This is a genomic window from Bradyrhizobium sp. CCBAU 53421 (assembly GCF_015291625.1).
Classification (GTDB): domain Bacteria; phylum Pseudomonadota; class Alphaproteobacteria; order Rhizobiales; family Xanthobacteraceae; genus Bradyrhizobium.
In genome coordinates, this window is the sequence record NZ_CP030047.1 from 2,383,270 (window position 1) to 2,400,732 (window position 17,463).

General features: G+C 65.8%; 14 protein-coding genes. 7 read left to right on the top strand and 7 right to left on the bottom strand.

All coding sequences use genetic code 11. The features are described from left to right. Positions 1-49 precede the first annotated feature (49 nt). The 3 genes from XH92_RS11255 to XH92_RS11265 all read left to right on the top strand — a co-directional run bounded on the left by XH92_RS11255 (position 50) and on the right by XH92_RS11265 (position 2,951). Positions 50-1,285 carry a flavin-dependent oxidoreductase gene (locus tag XH92_RS11255; protein WP_194459269.1) on the top strand — a complete coding sequence of 412 codons (1,236 nt, stop codon included), beginning with the start codon at positions 50-52 and terminating at the stop codon, positions 1,283-1,285. Positions 1,286-1,374: 89 nt separating this feature from the next. Further along, the gene (locus tag XH92_RS11260) at positions 1,375-2,760 is read left to right on the top strand and encodes an MFS transporter (protein ID WP_194459270.1); all 1,386 of its coding nucleotides are present in this window, start codon (positions 1,375-1,377) and stop codon (positions 2,758-2,760) included. Positions 2,761-2,786: 26 nt separating this feature from the next. After that, positions 2,787-2,951 (top strand): hypothetical protein, encoded by a 165-nt coding sequence (locus XH92_RS11265; RefSeq protein ID WP_194459271.1) that lies wholly within the window; start codon positions 2,787-2,789, stop codon positions 2,949-2,951. An 82-nt stretch (positions 2,952-3,033) separates the two neighbouring features. Here XH92_RS11265 and XH92_RS11270 read toward each other — a convergent pair whose 3' ends face one another. Continuing rightward, positions 3,034-4,239 carry a CaiB/BaiF CoA-transferase family protein gene (locus XH92_RS11270; protein ID WP_194459272.1) on the bottom strand — a complete coding sequence of 402 codons (1,206 nt, stop codon included), beginning with the start codon at positions 4,237-4,239 and terminating at the stop codon, positions 3,034-3,036. Positions 4,240-4,447: 208 nt separating this feature from the next. Further along, the gene (gene putA / locus XH92_RS11275) at positions 4,448-7,459 is read right to left on the bottom strand and encodes a bifunctional proline dehydrogenase/L-glutamate gamma-semialdehyde dehydrogenase PutA (protein ID WP_194459273.1); all 3,012 of its coding nucleotides are present in this window, start codon (positions 7,457-7,459) and stop codon (positions 4,448-4,450) included. Between the two features lie 135 nt (positions 7,460-7,594). Between putA and XH92_RS11280 the strand changes: the two genes are divergently transcribed. The 3 genes from XH92_RS11280 (at position 7,595) to XH92_RS11290 (ending at position 11,034) form a co-directional block, all read left to right on the top strand. Then, entirely contained in the window at positions 7,595-8,059 is a 465-nt protein-coding gene (locus XH92_RS11280) for an Lrp/AsnC ligand binding domain-containing protein (RefSeq protein WP_194459274.1), read from the top strand. A 91-nt stretch (positions 8,060-8,150) separates the two neighbouring features. Further along, the gene (locus tag XH92_RS11285; protein ID WP_194459275.1) at positions 8,151-8,801 is read left to right on the top strand and encodes a hypothetical protein; all 651 of its coding nucleotides are present in this window, start codon (positions 8,151-8,153) and stop codon (positions 8,799-8,801) included. A 169-nt stretch (positions 8,802-8,970) separates the two neighbouring features. Beyond that, entirely contained in the window at positions 8,971-11,034 is a 2,064-nt protein-coding gene (locus XH92_RS11290; RefSeq protein ID WP_194459276.1) for a tetratricopeptide repeat protein, read from the top strand. Between the two features lie 201 nt (positions 11,035-11,235). Here XH92_RS11290 and XH92_RS11295 read toward each other — a convergent pair whose 3' ends face one another. From XH92_RS11295 to XH92_RS11315, 5 genes are all read right to left on the bottom strand, one after another. Beyond that, positions 11,236-11,436, bottom strand: a complete 201-nt coding sequence (locus tag XH92_RS11295; protein ID WP_021079749.1) for a cold-shock protein — start codon at positions 11,434-11,436, stop codon at positions 11,236-11,238. Between the two features lie 288 nt (positions 11,437-11,724). After that, positions 11,725-12,036: a cytochrome c gene (locus tag XH92_RS11300; protein ID WP_194459277.1), complete on the bottom strand. Its 312-nt coding sequence runs from the start codon at positions 12,034-12,036 to the stop codon at positions 11,725-11,727. Between the two features lie 11 nt (positions 12,037-12,047). Then, complete coding sequence (locus XH92_RS11305) at positions 12,048-13,247, bottom strand: molybdopterin-dependent oxidoreductase (RefSeq protein WP_194459278.1); 1,200 nt, start codon at positions 13,245-13,247, stop codon at positions 12,048-12,050. Positions 13,248-13,468: 221 nt separating this feature from the next. Further along, a complete protein-coding gene (locus XH92_RS11310) occupies positions 13,469-13,696 on the bottom strand; it encodes a hypothetical protein (RefSeq protein WP_194459279.1) in 228 nt (75 codons plus the stop codon). A 161-nt stretch (positions 13,697-13,857) separates the two neighbouring features. Further along, positions 13,858-15,603 (bottom strand): adenylate/guanylate cyclase domain-containing protein, encoded by a 1,746-nt coding sequence (locus tag XH92_RS11315; protein WP_371817994.1) that lies wholly within the window; start codon positions 15,601-15,603, stop codon positions 13,858-13,860. 197 nt (positions 15,604-15,800) lie between these two features. On the opposite strand from XH92_RS11315, the gene XH92_RS11320 reads away from it, so the two are divergent. Then, the gene (locus XH92_RS11320; RefSeq protein ID WP_194461214.1) at positions 15,801-17,360 is read left to right on the top strand and encodes a glycosyltransferase family 39 protein; all 1,560 of its coding nucleotides are present in this window, start codon (positions 15,801-15,803) and stop codon (positions 17,358-17,360) included. Positions 17,361-17,463 lie beyond the last annotated feature (103 nt).

The following is a 17,463-nucleotide window of genomic DNA, read 5'->3' on the forward strand; positions in this document are numbered from 1 at the left end:
TACCATTCGTGTTTCATCCCACCAACAATAAAGATCAGGGAATGGAAGCATGGACGAGGTCATCATCGTCGGTGCCGGTATCGGCGGTCTGACGCTCGGCCTCGCGCTGCATCAGGCCAACATTCCCTGCCGCATCTTCGAATCCGCAGCCGAGATCAGGCAGGTCGGCGTCGGCATCAACCTGCTGCCGCACGCGACCAAGGAACTTGCAGCGCTCGGACTTGAGGATGCACTTGCGAAGGTCGCGATCACGACCACCGATGCGACCTTCTTCAACCGTTTCGGCCAGTTGATCTACCAGGAGCCGCTCGGGCGGAGCGCCGGCTACGATCATCCGCAGTTCTCGATTCACCGCGGCGACCTGCAGATGGTGTTGCTGGATGCGTTCCGCGCCCGGGCCGGCGCCGATCACATCGTAACCAATCGTCACTGCGTGGCCGTGGCTCAAGACGACGATGGCGTCACTGTGTCGTTCTCCGATGGCCCCGGTGGTGCTGACCGCTTCACCGCGCGCGGTCGCGTCGCGATCGCCTGCGACGGCATCAACTCCGCGGCGCGCAAGCAATTCTTCCCCGGCGAGGGCGAGCCACGCTATTCCGGCGTCAACATGTGGCGCGGCGTCACCCGCTGGAAGCCGATGCTGTCCGGCGCCAGCATGGTGCGCGCGGGCTGGCTGTCGCACGGCAAGATGGTGATCTATCCGATCCGTCCGGCCGGCGCCGACGGCCTGCAACTCGTCAACTGGGTCGCCGAGATCGAAACGCCGAACTATCGCAAGCGCGACTGGAATCGCGCCGGCTCGCTCGACGATTTCATCTGGGCCTTTGCCGACTGGCATTTCGACTGGCTCGACGTACCCGCCTTCATCCGTGCCGCCGACAGCGTGCTCGAGTTCCCGATGGTCGATCAGGATCCGTTGCCGCGCTGGAGCTTTGGCCGCGTCACCTTGCTCGGCGATGCTGCGCATCCGATGGTGCCGCGCGGCTCGAACGGTGCGGGGCAGGCGATCCTTGACGCCCGGGCGCTGACCACGGCGTTGCTCGCGCATGACGATCCCGTCGCGGCGCTTTCGGCCTATGAGGCGCAGCGGCTGGAAGCCACCACGCGCGTCGTGCTGACCAACCGCACCAACCCGCCGGATGCGATCCTGCGCGAGGTGTTCCTTCGCACCGGGGACAAGCCGTTCCGCGCCATCGAGGACGTGATCAGCCGCGAGGAGCTGGCCGGCCTGTCCGACAGTTACAAGCGGATCGCGGGCTATTCCAGGGACGCGCTGCGCGGCTAGCCGGAAGCCTGCCGCGTCGGCGCAATCGGCGGTAGGTTCGAGAAAATGACGGCTGACAACAGCCGCAGACAGCGCGGGAGGGGACGGTCATGGCGGAGACTGAGGCAACCGACGTTGCCGACTTTATCGACCGGCAGCCCGTCGGCGGCTTCCAGATCAGGCTGCTGCTGACCTGCGCCGCGGTGCTGTTCCTCGATGGCTTCGACACGCAGGCGATCGGCTATGTCGCGCCGGCGCTCGCCAAGGAGTGGAACCTGTCGCGCGCAGCGCTCGGGCCGGTCTTCAGCGCCGGCCTGTTCGGACTGATGATCGGCGCGCTGATCTTCGGGCCGCTCGCCGATCGCGTCGGGCGCAGGAAGATCATCATCTGCTCGACGCTCGCCTTCGGCATCGGCACGCTTGCAACCGCTTTCGTCAACGACGTCACCACGCTCATGGTGATCCGCTTGCTCACCGGCATCGGGCTCGGCGGCGCGATGCCGAATGCGGTGGCAATGACGTCCGAATTCAGCCCGCACCGCCGCCGCGCCACCATGGTGATGATCATGTTCTGCGGCTTCTCGGTCGGCGCGGCGCTTGGCGGCCTGCTCGCCGCGGCCCTGATCCCGCATTATGGCTGGCGTTCGGTGTTCGTCGTCGGCGGCGCCGCGCCGTTGCTGCTGGCGCCGTTGCTCGCGTGGCGGCTGCCCGAATCCGTGCGCTTTCTCGCGCTCGGTGGCCGCGCGACTCTGCGCGTTGCCGAGCTGCTCGGCCGCATCAACGCGGGCGCCGCGCAAGCCGTGTCGGGCAGGCAGTTCGTCGTGCATGAGCCGCGGCTCGAAGGCCTGCGGGTGCGGCATCTCTTCACCGACGGCAGGATGCTGCCCACCTTGTTGCTGTGGGTTGTGTTCTTCATGAGCCTGCTCGACCTCTATTTCCTGGCGAACTGGCTGCCGACTGTGCTCAACGATCTCGGCGCCTCCGTGTCGGCCTCAGCCTTGATCGGTGCGATGCTCCAGGTCGGCGGCGTGATCGGCACGTTCGCGCTCGGAAGCGTGGTTGACCGTTTTTCGTTCCGCGCGCTGGCGCTGGTCTATTTCGTCGCCGTATTCGCGGTCGGTGCGATCGGCCAGCTCAGCCATTCGGTTGTGTTGGTCACGGTTGCGGTGTTCGCGGCCGGCTTCTGCATTATCGGTGGCCAGATCGCCGCCAATGCGCTGGCCGCGAATTTCTACCCGACCGCGATGCGCGCCACCGGCGTCGGCTGGGCGCTTGGCATCGGCCGGGTCGGCTCCATCATCGGTCCATTGATCGGCGGCGCGCTGATGAGCGCGAAATGGAGCACAGGGGAGCTGTTCATGACCGCGGCATTGGCCGCGCTGTGCGCCGCGCTGGCGGCGTTCTCGCTCAGCCGGGCCGTCCGCCTCGGCGGTGATTCCGGCGCGAGCCGGGCGTCATCATTTGATGCTACGCTGCCTGCTGCGACAAGGACCTGAAACAGCCCTTGACCGGAGACAGGCCGATGAGTGCTCCCGAGGACAACAAGCAGCGCAACCGCGAGATCGCGGCCAACGAGGCAGAGCGTCAGGCGGTGAGCGCCGTCCGCGTCAGCAGCTGGGCGATCGGGCTCGCGGTGATCATCGGCATCATCGCCGTGGCCCTGGTCTGGGCCTGGATGAAGCGCTGAGATTCCTTTGTAGCCCGGATGGAGCCAACGGGTCGCGCGTATGCGCGCCCCGTTGGTTCCATCCGGGCTACGTGTCGCGTGATTACGCCACCGCGCCGGACGCGCGCAGCTTCTGGATCGTGGCCTCGTCGTAGCCGGCCTGACGCAAGATCTCGTCGGAGTGCTCGCCGACCTCGGGCGGCTTGCGCGGCTGCACCTTCCTGGCTCCGTCGATGAAGATCGGGCTGTTGACGGTCAGCATGGTGTCGTTCTCGAAGCGTACCAGCACCTCGTTCTCGATCATCTGCTTGTCGTTCGGGATGTCGTCGAGAATGCCGACGACGCCGAACACGAGGCCATTGCCGTCGAGGATCTTGCGCCACTCGGCGAGGTCCTTGCCGGCGAACACCTCGTCGAAGATCCTGATCAGCTCGACCGAACGCGCATGGCGGTCCGCCTTGGTGGCAAAGCGCGCGTCGGCGACGAGGTCCTCGCGGCCCATGCAGCGCGCCAGGGTCGGCCACTGCCGGTCCTCGTTGAGGAGCGAGAGGATCAGCCAGCGGCCGTCCTTGCACTTGTAATGGTTGGTGACGGCGTTCAGCGCCTCTTCGCGCGGCTTGCGCTTCTTGAACTTGGCGCCGACGAGCTTGGCCTGCGCCAGCACGCCGTTGGCCCAGATGCCGTTGGCCATCAAATTGGTCGAGACATGCGAGCCCTTGCCGGTCTTTTCGCGCTGGAATAGCGCGGTGACGATCGCGCCGTAGAACGCCATCGCGCAGGGATGATCTCCCATGCCGGCGACCGAACGCGCCGGTGTGGTGTCCTCGTCGGCGCGCACCAGATCCATCAGGCCGGAGCGGGCCCAATAGGCGTTGGAGTCGAAGCCGGGCTTGTTGGCCTCTTCGCCCTTCTCGCCGTAACCGGTGAAGGAGGCATAGATCAGCCGGTCGTTGAGATGGGCAAGATGATCATAGGTGATGCCGAGCTTCGTCCGCACCTGCGGCGGCATGTTGGTGATGAACACGTCGGCCTCGGCGACCAGCTTGTACAGCACCTGCTGCGCGTCAGGCTTGGTGAGGTCGAGCGCGAGGCTCTTCTTGTTGCGGGCCTCGAGCATCCACGCGAAATTGTGCTCGCTCGCGGGATAGCCGGGCAGATTGGGCAGATTGCGGTAGGGATCACCGGCGCCCGGCGGCTCGATCTTGATGACGTCGGCGCCGAAGTCTGACAGCACGGTGGCGGCCGCGGGCGCAGCGATGAAGCTCGCGCAGTCCAGGACCTTGAGCCCGTCAAAAATGCCTTTTTCCATCGTGCCGTCGCTCCCGTGGCGCTTGTTGGTGTTTTTCCGGTAGCTGGAATTATCGTGTGCGATGATCCCGATCGGACCGCCATTTGACCCATCTCGGGGGCACGATGCAACGGCTTGTTGGGACGTCATTGCGAGCGGAGCGAAGCAATACCTCAGCTCAGGGATAGATGGATTGCTTCGTCGCTTCGCTCCTCGCAATGACGGAAACCTATTCCACCCCCGCCATCAGCGCCGCATTGCCGCCCGCGGCGGCGGTGTTGATCGTGATCGTCTGCTCGGTCGCGAAGCGCGTGAGGTAGTGCGGGCCGCCGGCCTTGGGGCCGGTGCCGGAGAGGCCGCCGCCGCCGAACGGCTGTACGCCGACGACCGCGCCGATCATGTTGCGGTTGACATAGATGTTGCCGACCTGGAGACGTTCGATCACGTGCTCGATCGTGTCGTCGATGCGCGAATGGATGCCGAGCGTCAGGCCAAATCCAGTCGCCTCGATCGCGGCCAGCACGTCGCCGAGCCGCTCGGCGCGGTAGCGCACGACATGCAGGATCGGGCCGAACACCTCTTCACGCAGCTGGCTTGCGGACGAGAGCTCGAAGATATGCGGCGCGACGAAATTGCCTGCCGGCGCCTCGCCGGCGAGATGCACCCGCGCCTCCTGCTTCATCCGCGCGATGTGTGCATCGAGTCGCTGCTTGGCCTCCGCATCGATCACCGGTCCGATATGCGTCGATGGTTCCGAGGGATCGCCGATCTTCAGTTCGCGCGCGGCGCCCGCGATCATCTCGATCATGCGGTCGGCGACGTCGTCCTGCACGAACAGCAGCCTGAGCGCCGAGCAGCGCTGGCCGGCGGAGCGGAACGCCGAGGTCACGACGTCGTCGGCGACCTGCTCGGGCAGCGCGGTGGCATCGACGATCATGGCGTTGATGCCACCGGTTTCCGCGATCAGCGGCACGATCGGGCCGTCCTTGGCCGCGAGCGTCCGGTTGATCGACCGCGCCACTTCGGTCGAGCCGGTGAAGACCACGCCGGCAATGCCGGGATGGCCGACCAGCGCGGCACCGGCCGTGCCGTCGCCCTGGACCAGATGCAGGGCTGATGCCGGTACGCCCGCCAGATGCAGCAGCGCGACCGCTTCGGCTGCGATCCGCGGGGTCTGCTCGGCCGGCTTTGCTATCACCGCATTGCCGGCCATCAGCGCCGCCGTCACCTGGCCGAGGAAGATCGCGAGCGGGAAATTCCACGGCGAGATCGCAACGAACGCGCCGCGGCCGTGCAGCTCCAGCACGTTGCTTTCGCCGGTCGGGCCCGGCATCGCTTCACCTTGCCCGAACAGCTTGCGGCCGAGCGCTGCATAGTAGCGGCAGAAGTCGATCGCCTCGCGCACCTCGGAGAGTGCGTCGTCGAGTGTCTTGCCGCCTTCGTTCTGCAGCAGAGCGAGGAAGTGCGCACGGCGCTGCTCGAGCAGGTCCGCGGCCTTGTCGAGGATTTCGGCTCGCCGCGCGGCGGGCGTGCTGTTCCACGCCTTGAAGCCGCCGCGGGCGGCGACGACCGCGGCATTGGCCTGTTCGACCGTCGACGTCGCGACCATGCCGGACGCCGCCCTGGGTTCGGTGGCGATCGAAGACGTCAGCGCATCGAGCGCCTTTCGTTCGCCGAACTCGATGCCGTGCGAATTCTCGCGCTGCGGCCGGTAGAGATCGGCCGGCAGCGGAATTCCGGAATGGGCCGCGTTGTTGTCGTCACCGATGATGTCGGCCGGGCGGCGCAGCAGGTCCACGATGGAGACGCGGTTGTCCGCCGCGAGCGCCACGAAGGACGAGTTGGCGCCGTTCTCGAGCAGCCGCCGCACCAGATAGGCGAGCAGGTCGCGGTGGCTGCCGACCGGGGCATAGGTGCGATGGGCGATCTCCGGCCTGTCGTCGCCGAGCTGGGCGTAGAGCGCTTCGCCCATGCCGTGCAGCCGCTGGAATTCGAAGCTCGTCGGATCGTCTGACAGTTCGAGGATGGTCGCGACCGTCAGCGCGTTGTGGGTGGCGAATTGCGGAAACAGCCGCGGCCGTAAGCCCAGCAGCTTTCGCGCGCAAGCGACATAATTCAGATCGGTCATCGCCTTGCGGGTGAACACCGGATAGCCGCCGAGCCCGCGCTCCTGCGCACGCTTGATCTCGGTGTCCCAATAGGCGCCCTTGACCAGGCGTACCATCATCCTGCGGTCGAGCGCGCGGGTCAGTGCATCGATATAATCGATCACGTCGGCAGCGCGCTTCTGATAGGCCTGGATCGCAAGTCCGAAGCCGTCCCAGCCGGCGAACGACGGATCGGCGAATGCCGCTGCGATGACGTCGAGCGACAGCTCCAACCGGTCGGCTTCCTCGGCATCGACGGTGAAGTTGAGGTCGAACGCCTTGGCGCGACGCGCAAGATCGATCAGTTGCGGCACCAGCTCGGCCATCACCCGCTCGTGGCTGACCGCCTCGAAGCGCGGATGCAGCGCGGAGAGTTTGACCGAGATGCCGGGCCGGTCGGGCAGGGCCTGATCGCCGGCTGCCTTGCCGATCGCGTCGATCGCGCGGGCGTAGGATTCGAAATAGCGGCGGGCATCGTCGGCGGTACGGGCGCCTTCGCCCAGCATGTCGAAGGAATAGCGCGAGCCGCGCGCGGTATGCGCTTGCGCCCGCGACAGCGCCGCCTCGATGGTCTCGCCGAGCACGAAATGGCTGCCCATCAGCCGCATCGCCTGCCGCGTCGCGGCGCGCACCGCCGGCGCGCCGAGCCGCTTGGTCAGCCGACCTATCGTTCCTTGCGGTGTTTCACCGGGCTGGATCACGCGCGCCGACATGCCGAGCGCCCAGGCCGAGGCATTGACCATGAACGCGGTCGATTTGGTCTCGTGGTTGACGAAGTCGCCCTGGCCGAGCTTGTCCTCGATGAACTGGTCGGCGGTGCGCGCGTCGGGTACCCGGAGCAGCGCCTCGGCCAGCACCATCAGCGCGAGGCCCTCCTTGGTCGACAGCGCGAACTCGCGCAGCATGTCCTCGACCCCGCCGAGCGGATCGTCATTGGCCCTGATCGCCTCGATCAGGCGCCGCGCGGTCTGGTCGACCCTGGCCTCCTGGTCGGCGCCGAGCCGCGCGTCCTGGCGCAAGCGGCCGGCGATCGCGGCATCATCCGGGGCGTACGGCGCACTGAACGGCGGTGGGAGCGGGGACGGGTCTGGCATGATGGTTCCTTGGCGGTCCTTGGCGATTCCTTGGGATTGCACGGGAACACCTACGCGCGGTCGTACCGTAGTTCGATAGACAAATTAGCAGATTTGCCTTAGAAAATCCGGATCATTTCAGATATTGCCGTGGATATGACAGAGATAGATAAGACGGACCGCAAAATCCTCTCGATCCTGCAAGGGGATGGGCGGATTGCCAATGTGGAACTGGCCGAGAGGATCGGCCTGTCGCCGACCTCCGTCGGCGAACGGCTGAAGCGGCTGCAGCGCGACGGCTTCGTCGAGGGCTACGGCGCGCGGCTCAACCCGCACCGGCTCGGCCTCGGTCTTTTGGTGTTTGTCGAGGTGCTGCTCGACAAGACCACGCCCGATGTCTTCGAGAAGTTCGCCAAAGCGGTCCAGTCCGCCCCGGAAGTGCTGGAGTGCCACATGGTGGCGGGCGGCTTCGACTATCTGGTCAAGGCGCGCGTCGCCAACATGACCGCCTATCGCAGGTTTCTCGGCGAGACCCTGCTGGCGCTGCCGGGCGTGCGCGAAACGCGAACCTACGCGGTGATGGAGGAAGTCAAGCGCGATGCGCCGCTGCCGGTCGGCTGACAGGCTCCCGATCTGATCCACAGCCATGCGCAGGATGTATTGGCATCGCGGCGCACCCGCGATAATTCTCCTCCCAATTGGGGGCCGCGACATGGACGATGCCAATCAGCCGATACGGGCGAAGCAAACCGGGATTGCCGGCGCGTTATGCGCCGCGGTCTTGTCCCTGTCGGCTATGACGCCGTCCTGCGCCGCCGAGCTCAGCTCCGGCATCATGCAGCTCTATACATCGGTCTCGATCTATCCGCCGTCGGCCTCGGCGATGACGGTGTGCTACGGCTTCGTCTGCCGGCGCCGCGAGATGCTCGACTTCGGCGCGGCCGACAGGGCGGCGCTGACCAGGATCATGGCCACCGGTCGCGCCAATGCCGCCGCCGAACGTGCCGCCGTGCAAAAGGCCGTGATCTGGTTCGACCGCCGGATGGGGCCGATCCTCGGCACCGACAAGCGCGTGGCGAAAGCGGACTTCCGCGCCAACGACGACAAGCACAATTACGATTGCTGGGACACCACGCGCAACACGACTAGCCTGATGCTGGTGATGCAGTCGTGGAACCTGTTCAAGTTCCACGACGTCGGGGATCCCCACTATCGCGGATTTTCGTTCGCGCAAACGCCGCACAACACTGCCGTTCTCGTTGAACGCGCCACCAAGGTGGAATGGGCCGTCGATCTCTGGCCCCGCGGCTATCTGCAACCGCCTGACGTCATGACCGTCGCCAAATGGGTGACGGAAGATTGAACGTGACCGCCGCGCGCACCGGTGTTGCGTCTCGATCCGCGTCGTTGACGCGGGAACCTGGCGCGAGATCCGAACAACAAGGTTCCCGAAAATACACTCCGCGCCCATCACCATAAGAACCAAGTGACGCGTTAACACCGGCAGCATTCGGTCAACCCGAGGCTACCATATGCGTTCACGTTGGACTTGCACCGATGCCGCCATCGGCGGTGTTCGTTTCCCACGATTGCCGGCGCTTGCGCTGCTGGTGTGGCCAGTGCTCGCCGGCCCGGCCCGCGCGGGTGATGTCGAGGACTGCGGCGGCCCGCCGACGGACAAGGCCGAGGCGGCGTGTTCGGGCATTATCAGCGACAGCGCTCGCTCTACGGAGGATCGGACCAAGGCCTTCACCGGCCGCTCGCGGTTCTACATCGCGCGCAACAAGATCGATCAGGCCTTGGGCGATGCCGACGCGGCGGCGCAGCTCAACGCGCAATTCGTGCCGGCGCTGATTGCGCGCGGCTATGTTTATCAGCGCAAGGGCAGCCTCGATCAGGCCCGCGCCGATTTTGATCGCGCGATCGAGCTCGAGCCGAAGAACCCGTTCGGCTTCCTGGCGCGCGGCAATCTGCGCGCCGACCAGCACGCCTGGAGCGATGCGATTTCGGACTACGGCCAGGCGATCGCGCTGCGGCAGGATCTTCCCGCCGCCCATGTCGGGCGGGCGCGGGCCTATGTCGAATCCGGACAGCCCGATGCCGCGCTAGTCGACGCCAACACCGCGATCGCCGTCAACGCGAGCACACCGAACGCGTTCTACTGGCGCGGCCAGGCCTACCGCCGCAAGGGCGACATGGATCACGCGATCGAGGATTTCTCACGTGCGATCGCGCAGGCGCCGCAGACCGAGCGCAACGCCTATTTCGCACGCGCCCAGCTTTACAGCGCCAAGGGCGATTATGTCAGGGCCATCGGCGACTTCGACAGGCTGTTGACGTTCCTTCCCGACAACAAGGAGATCCAGCAGCAGCGCCAGCAGGCGCTCGCGATGCAGGCCGAGCTGGCCAAGGCCGGTGCGGCCGCGCAGTCGCCGGCGACGCCGGGCGCGCAGGCGGCGCGACCAGCCGCGCCCGCGGCGGCCAACCAGCAGATCGAGCAGGCCAAGCAGTTCGTCGCGCAGGGCAATTACGCGGGCGCTGTCACAAATCTGACCCAGGTGCTGAGCAGCGATCCCGGTAACGAGGCTGCGCTGCGGACACGCGCGCTGGCCTATTCACGGCTCGGCCGGTTGGCCGAGGCGCGCAGCGATCTCAGCGAACTGCTCAAGCTCAAGCCGAACGATCCCCAGCTGCTGGCTTTTCGCGCGCTCAATGCCGCCGGCACGCGACAGTTCGACGAGGCCATGACTGATGCCGGCCGCGCCATCGCGCTCGATCCGAACAATTCGCTGGCCTATCTGGCGCGCGGCCTGGTCAAGTCCAGCACCGGCAAGGTGCAGGACGCGCTCGCCGACTACGACCATTCGATCTCGCTCAATGCCAAGGAGACGCTCGCCTTCACCGAGCGCGGGCTCGCCTATCTCGGCCTCAACCAGCTCGACAAGGCGCTGCTGGATTTCGATCAGGCGCTGGCGCTGGTGCCGACCAATCTGATCGCCAAATCGTGGCGCGGCCTTGCGCTGATGCTCAAAGGCCGGGCCGACGAGGGGCTGGTCGATATCAACGCCGTGCTGGAGCGCAGCCCCAACAATCCGACGGCCCAGCTCGGCCGCGGGCTCGCGATGCTGACGTCTTCCCAGTTCGACCGCGCCATCGCCGCGTTCGACCAGATCGTCACGCGGGCGCCGAACGATGCCTTCCCCCGTGTGCTGCGCGCGCGGGCCCATCTCGGGCTGAAGAGGCCGGATGATGCGATGAAGGATCTCGACTTCGTCCTCGCTGCGCGGCCCGATTTTCAGCCGGCGCTGACGCTGCGCGGCATCACCTGGTCGGCGCTGCGCAATTACGACAAGGCGGTCGAGGATCTCGACCGGTCGATCGCGCAGAAGGAGACGGTGGAAGGCCTGTTCGCCCGCGCCAAGGCCCATGAGCAGCTCAACCACACCGACAAGGCGACCGAGGACTTCCGCAAGGCGACGCAGCTCGCGCCGTCGAGCGTGTTCGACGTGCTGGCGCAGGCCGAGTCGAAGCGCAAGATCCAGGATTTGGCGAAGAAGGTGCCGTGCGGCACCGGCCAGGGCGGCACCTGTCTGTGACGCGGCAATTCAGCTGCTGCGCGCCGTCTTGGAGCAAATGATAAACGTCGGCGCGCCGGCGATGGCGGCCGCAGGAAAAATCAAAAATCGTGGCGCGCGGGCGCCGTGCCCGCTCCGCCGAACGTCACGTCGTGTGATGTTGGATCGGCCCCCACTCCCGGATGGCGTCCGAGAGTGCGCCGCTGGATCTCGCGCGGTGCGCTAGACCTTGAGGTTCTCGGCTGACGTCTTGCCGCGATTGGCGATCTCTTCATATTCAACAGATTGGCCTTCGTTGAGGCTCTGAAGCCCAGCCTTCTGAACTGCTGAAATATGCACGAAAATGTCCTTGCCGCCCGTTGCGGGCTGGATGAATCCATAACCCTTGGTCGGGTTGAACCACTTCACTGTACCTTTGGGCATTCCAGTCGTCTCCGCGGAATCAATCGAAAACAGACCAGTCGGTCCCCGCACAAACCGGCTTGTCCGTATCGCACAGGATAGCAGTTTGAAAAAAGCTGGGTAGATCAAACCACGGTGTGTTTTTGCCCGGAAACAACCCGCTTTGCAGGTTTTTGGCGTCGGATTGCCTGTTTCGTGGTCAATTGATGCGCTGCAAAACGAATTGGTCCCTCTGAAACGAATTGGATTGATGGCTCCGCGCGCGGGCTTTCGGCCGCCGCGCGGGGGGGGGGATGGACGGGCGGCGTCTCAATAGGTCGCGGAGAGATATTCGACGATCTTGCCGACGTCGGCCTGGTCGATCGGCGCGCCATAGATCTTGATCATCTTGGTCACCTCCGCCTGCCAGAAGTCCTTCTTGAACTTCTCGCCCTGCGGCTGGGTCTTGATGTAGTCGGCCGAGTGGCAACCGGTGCAGTTGCTCTGCACCACGTCGAGGTTGGGACCCGGCTTGAACGCCGCGGTCTCCTCGGGAAGCGTGTAGTTGACGGGCGCGGCCATCGTAGCGCCGATCGACAATGCGGCGATCGCGGCGACGGCGGGAAGCAGCTTGCTGGTCATGATGCTTCTCCTCACGCCGCGGTGACGCGCACGGTTTCGACGACGTTGCGCAGATAGCCGGCCGGATTCCACAACGGATCCATCGGCTGGGTGTCGCCGGCATTGTTGGTCGCGCGCACCTTCAGCTCCGAGGCGCCGCCCGGCAGCGCGACCTTCAGCTTCCATTCGCGGAACGCATATTTGCCGAGATCCTTGCCGAGCTTTGCCGGTGTCCAGCTCTTGCCGCCGTCGGTCGAGACCACGACCTCCTTGATGCCCTTGCCGCCGTCGAAGGCGATGCCGCGCAGCGTGGTGTGGCCGGCCTTCAGCTTGGCGCCGTCGGCAACGCTGGTGATGAACGAGCGCACCGTGAAACGGTTGATCGGGATCGTCGCCTTTGGTGCGGTGCCGGGTTCGACCGCGTTGTTCGGTGTGTCCGGAATCCGGTAGGCCGACTTCATCCAGAAGCCCTCGAACACGCTGTCGATCACGGTGATCTCGTTGAGGTGCTTCACCCAATAGGTGCCGTAATAGCCGGGCACCACGAGGCGGAGCGGGAAGCCGTTCAGGAACGGCAGGTCCTCGCCGTTCATGCCCCAGGCCAGCATCACCTCGCCGTCGCGTGCATGGTCGATGTCGAGCGCCTTCACGAAGTCGGGCGTCGTCTCCATCACCGGGCCGTCCATGCCGTTGAAGGTGACCTGCTTGGCGCCGGCCTGCACGCCGGCGATATCGAGCACGGCCTTCAGCGGCACGCCGTGCCAGCGCGCGCAGCCCATCGCGCCGTTGCCGAGCTGCCCGCCGGCGACGCGCGGATTGAAGAAGCCGCGGCTGTTGCCGGAGCACTGGTTGACGGCGACGAGCTCGACGGCCTTCAGCTTCCGGATATCCTTTAGCGACAGCTTCAGCGGCTTGTCGACCTTGCCCTTGATCTCGAGCGTGAACTTGTCCGGATCAAGATCGTAAGGGATGCCGGCGAGGTGATAGCGGACGAAGAACGCGTTGTTCGGTGTGAGCGGGCCGTCGTTGAAGATCGCAAACGGGGTTTCCAGCTGCGGCGGCCGGCTGGTCAGGCCGATCATCGGGCGCTTCTGCGGGTAGCGCACCAGCGGCCGTTCGCCATTGCCGAAGGGCAGCGTCACCGTGTCGAGGGCGAATGCGCCCCTTGATCCCAGCCCTGTCACCAAAGCGGCCAACCCGGCGCGCTTCATCAAGTCCCGTCGATCGAGCATTCCGCTTCCTCCGAAGCTGTTCTGTCGTGAGCCGGTCATCACCAGGCTCACTTTGCCTTGCGCGCCTTCGCATCATGGATTGCGCGCGGCGACAAATGTCGCACCTGACAACTTCAAGTCAATTGAGCTTTCGCAGCGTCCACCGGCGTTGCGACGCAACAACGAAAAGCCCCGGCCGCGTGCGGCGACCGGGGGCATTTCCATCCAGGCAGAAGGCTCGATCAGTAGCAGACGTTCACGGTGCGATAGCGATAGCCGTAGGGCGTCAGCACCAGGCGGGTGACGTAGCAGCCGGAATCGACGAAGCCGACGGAGATGCCCGGGCCACCCCAGAAGTGATGGTGGTACGGATGCCAGAAGAACGGCTTGGCGGAAGCTGCGGTCGGCGCCAGCGCGGCGGCAGCAAGCGTTGCGGCGGTAGCGAGAGCAAGCGTGACTTTGCGAAGCATGGTCGTCTCCTTCAGATGCGCGTTGAACTCTGTCGCGGCGCGGTTGCAGCGTTACCCATCGCCAGTCAGTCGCATCCGGCACGGGACGCGTTCGAGCATCGCTGCTGAACGCACCCACGGATGTGCGGCAGGTCACATTGGATGAAGGGGAGATGAACCGGTCAGGCCGCGACGGCACGCCGGTCGTCGACCAGTGCGGACAGGTCGCGCGTCGCCTCGACGGTGCGCACGGTCATCGGCTCGTTGCGGCCGCGGATCGCGACCTCCTGCGCCGGGAGGGCATTGTCAGCGAGGCCAGCGGTGGCGCGCACCTCGTCGGAGATGACCGCCTCGCAGGCCAGCGCCTTGGTCATGTCCTGCAGCCGCGCCGCGACGTTGACGGCGTCGCCGAGCGCGGTGAACACCATATGATCGCGATAGCCGATGTCGCCGACGATCACCTCGCCGCCATGGATGCCGATGCCGAAGCGGATCGGCTCGCGCAGATCGTGGCTGAGAAACTGGTTCAGCTCGTCGATATTGGCTGCGATCAGCGCCGCCGCGCGCAGCGCCTGGCGGCAGGCCACCTGGCGGTCGGTGCTGAGTCCGAACAGCGCCAGCATGCCGTCGCCGATGAACTGGTTGGGCCGCCCGCCGGCTTCCAGCACCGCCTGCGACACCGCGCCGAGGAAGCGGTTGACGATGAACACGGTGTCGAACGGCAGCCGCTTCTCGGCGAGCTGGGTCGAGCCGCGCATGTCGACGAACATGCTGACCAGATAGCGCTCCTGGCCGACCCGCGTCGGATTGGCGGCGTTGGCGTTCGCCGACATCGTGTGCGGCAGGAACAGCTGGAAGAAGGTCAGGTCGCCGGTCGGCCGCAACTGGCAGGCCAGCCGGATCGACGGATCGTCGGTGCCGACCCGGTGCAGCACGAAGGCTTCGCGCGGCGAGGGCTCGGGCAGTTGGGCATGATCGCCGATGATGCGGATGCGGCAGGTCGAGCAGCGCGCGCGGCCGCCGCAGACGCTGGCATGCGGCACGTTGTAGCGCAGGCTCGCTTCCAGTACGCTCAGCCCCTTCGGCACCCGCAGCGTGCGGCCGTTGCCGTAGGACAGCGCGATCATGCCGCCGCGGCGCTCCAGCAGGGCACGCGCGCCGCGCGCCAGCAGCACGAGGCCGAGCAGGCCGAGATAGCCGATCGTCAGGTCATCGGTGATCCTTTCGAGCGTGGTGCCCTGGGCCGCCGTCCCGAGCTTCTGCACCGAGAGCTCCTCGCGCCGCCAGTCCGGATCCTGATAGTCGGCGATGGTGGCGCGGCCGCCCTGATAGATGCCGAGCATCGCCAGCGTCGGGATCAGCACCGCCGTCGCGAGCAGGAACGGCGCGGCGCGCGGGAAGAACGGGCGCAGCCGCAGCCAGAAATACAGGCCGATACAGCCATGCACCCACGCGATCACCAGCACCGCCAGCATCGTCCAGAGCCGGTTCGGCGAGGCGATGAAGAAGGTGTACAGCTCTTGCGGATAGAGCTTCTCGTGTCCGTACAGGGTCTGGCCGAGCCGCACGCCGACGACGTGCGCGACGATCAGCATCGGGATGCTGAGGCCGAGCGTCAGCTGCAGCGGCTCGATCGCCTTCCAGTGGAACTCGCGGCGCTCATACAGCGCCCAGATCCCGAGCCCGGCATGCACCAGGCAGGCGGTGTAGAACAGGATCGCGACCGGCAGGAACTGCCAGAACTTGGTGTGGTAGTGCACCCCGATCGCCATCGCCTCCGTCGAGACATTGCCGAGCGCGTGGTTGAGGAAATGGCTGATCAGGTAGGCGAACATGATCGTCCCCGTGACCAGGCGAACCTGCCGCTGGCCGATGCCGCGGGCCAATTCCTGCAAATGTTCGCGCGAAGGGGAGGCCATGTGATTCATGATCGGCAATTCTAGTGCTTAATTCCCGCGCTGAACACCACCGCGGGTCCGGACAAGCCCCGACAGCGGGCAGCGCAGCACGTTGACACTCCGTTAAGAGTCGAACAAAAAGCGCCGTGACGATAGCCCATCCCGATAACATCAGCGTCAAGCCGGCCCGTTCGCGCGCGCCGGATTGGCGCGGCGTCATCGCCGTGATGGCCGCCATGACCGCGATGCGGCTGGTCTATGCCCATGCGCTCGATCTGCGCACCGACGAGGCCTATTACTGGACCTGGTCGAAGGAGAACGTGCTGTCGTTCCTCGACCATCCCCCGATGGTCGCCTGGTTCATCCGTTTTGGGACCGCGATCCTCGGCGACAGCAATCTCGGCGTTCGCCTCGGTGGCATCGTGGCGATGCTGGCGACCCAGCTGCTGCTCGCCGACATCGTCCGCCGCGTGACATCGAATAATATCCGCGCGGTGATGCTGGCGCTGCTGCTGCCGGAGGCCGCGCTTTATTACGGGTTGTTAATGGCCAAGGTCGCGCCCGACACGGCGCTGATCCCGTTTTCGGCGGCGATGCTGTGGTCGCTGGTGCGGCTGGCGCAGAGCAATGACGGGCGCTGGTGGCTGGCCGCGGGGTTGTTCGCCGGGCTGTCGCTGCTGTCGAAATTCACCGCGATCATGTTCGCGCCGGCGGTGCTCGCCTTCGCGTTGGTGCCGGAATGGCGCTGGCGCTGGCTGTGCAGTCCGTATCCTTACGTTGCCGCGCTGATCGCGATCGTCGTGTTCTCGCCGGTCTTGATCTGGAATGCGGAGCACGACTGGGCTTCGTTCCGCTTCCAGGCGGTGCGCGCCACCGTCGAACGCGATCTCACCTTCCGCACGCTCGGTGAGTTCATCGGCATGCAGTTCGGCCTGGTCGGCTTCGTGCTGCTGCCGGTGACGCTGTTCGGGACAGTGCTGACGGCATGGCGCGGCTATGTCAGGCGCGAGCCGGTCGCGATCCTGCTGGCGACCGCGGTGCTGGTGCCGTTCATCTATTTCCTCTGGAAGTCGCTGACCTTACGGGTCGGCGACACCTGGCCGATGTTCCTGTGGCCGGCGGGCTTTGCGGCCGTTGCCATCAACGTCACGAAGATGCCGTTCGAGGGCTGGTCGGTCGGGCTCGTCAAATCGACGGTCTCTTGGGCGCGGACTGCGATCACATCGGGCATCGTCTTCGTGGTCTGCGTCTTCCTTTATTACATGTTCGCGCCGTGGAATCTGATCGGCCGTACCGATCCGATCGGCACCGAGGCGGGCTACGATGTGGTGGCCGCGCGCACTTTGGCGCAGGTGCAGGCGACCGGCGCGACCTGGGTCGCGACCACGGATTATCGCACCTACGCGATGCTGCGCTGGTTCTTGCGCGGACGGGTGCCGGTCGTCGAGGTCAACGAGCGCGGCCGCTTCCAGGGCTTTGCCGATCCCGGCATGAGCCAGATCCGCGATCACATCGGCATCTATGTCGGGCGCGAGCCCGAGAACAATCTACCGCTGTGGAGCGAGACGTCGGCGGTGCGCCAGCCGCTGGAGCGCGTGACGCGGAGCTGGCGCGGCATGGTGATGGACATCTATGCGCTGGAGAAGATCAGCGGCTGGACGCCGGAGCTGTCGCCGCCGCCGGACACCACGTTCTTCCGCTGGCGCGTGCTGGCGATGCAGCTGGAGCCTTGCGAGATCACCTTCTCCCCTTGTGGGAGAAGGTGGCAGCCGAAGGCTGCCGGATGAGGGGTATATCTTGCGCGGGAGAGCTGCGCGTGGAGAGAAACCCCTCACCCAAGCGAGCTTGTGACAAGCAGCTGCGCTGCCCTCTCCCACAAGGGGAGAGGGC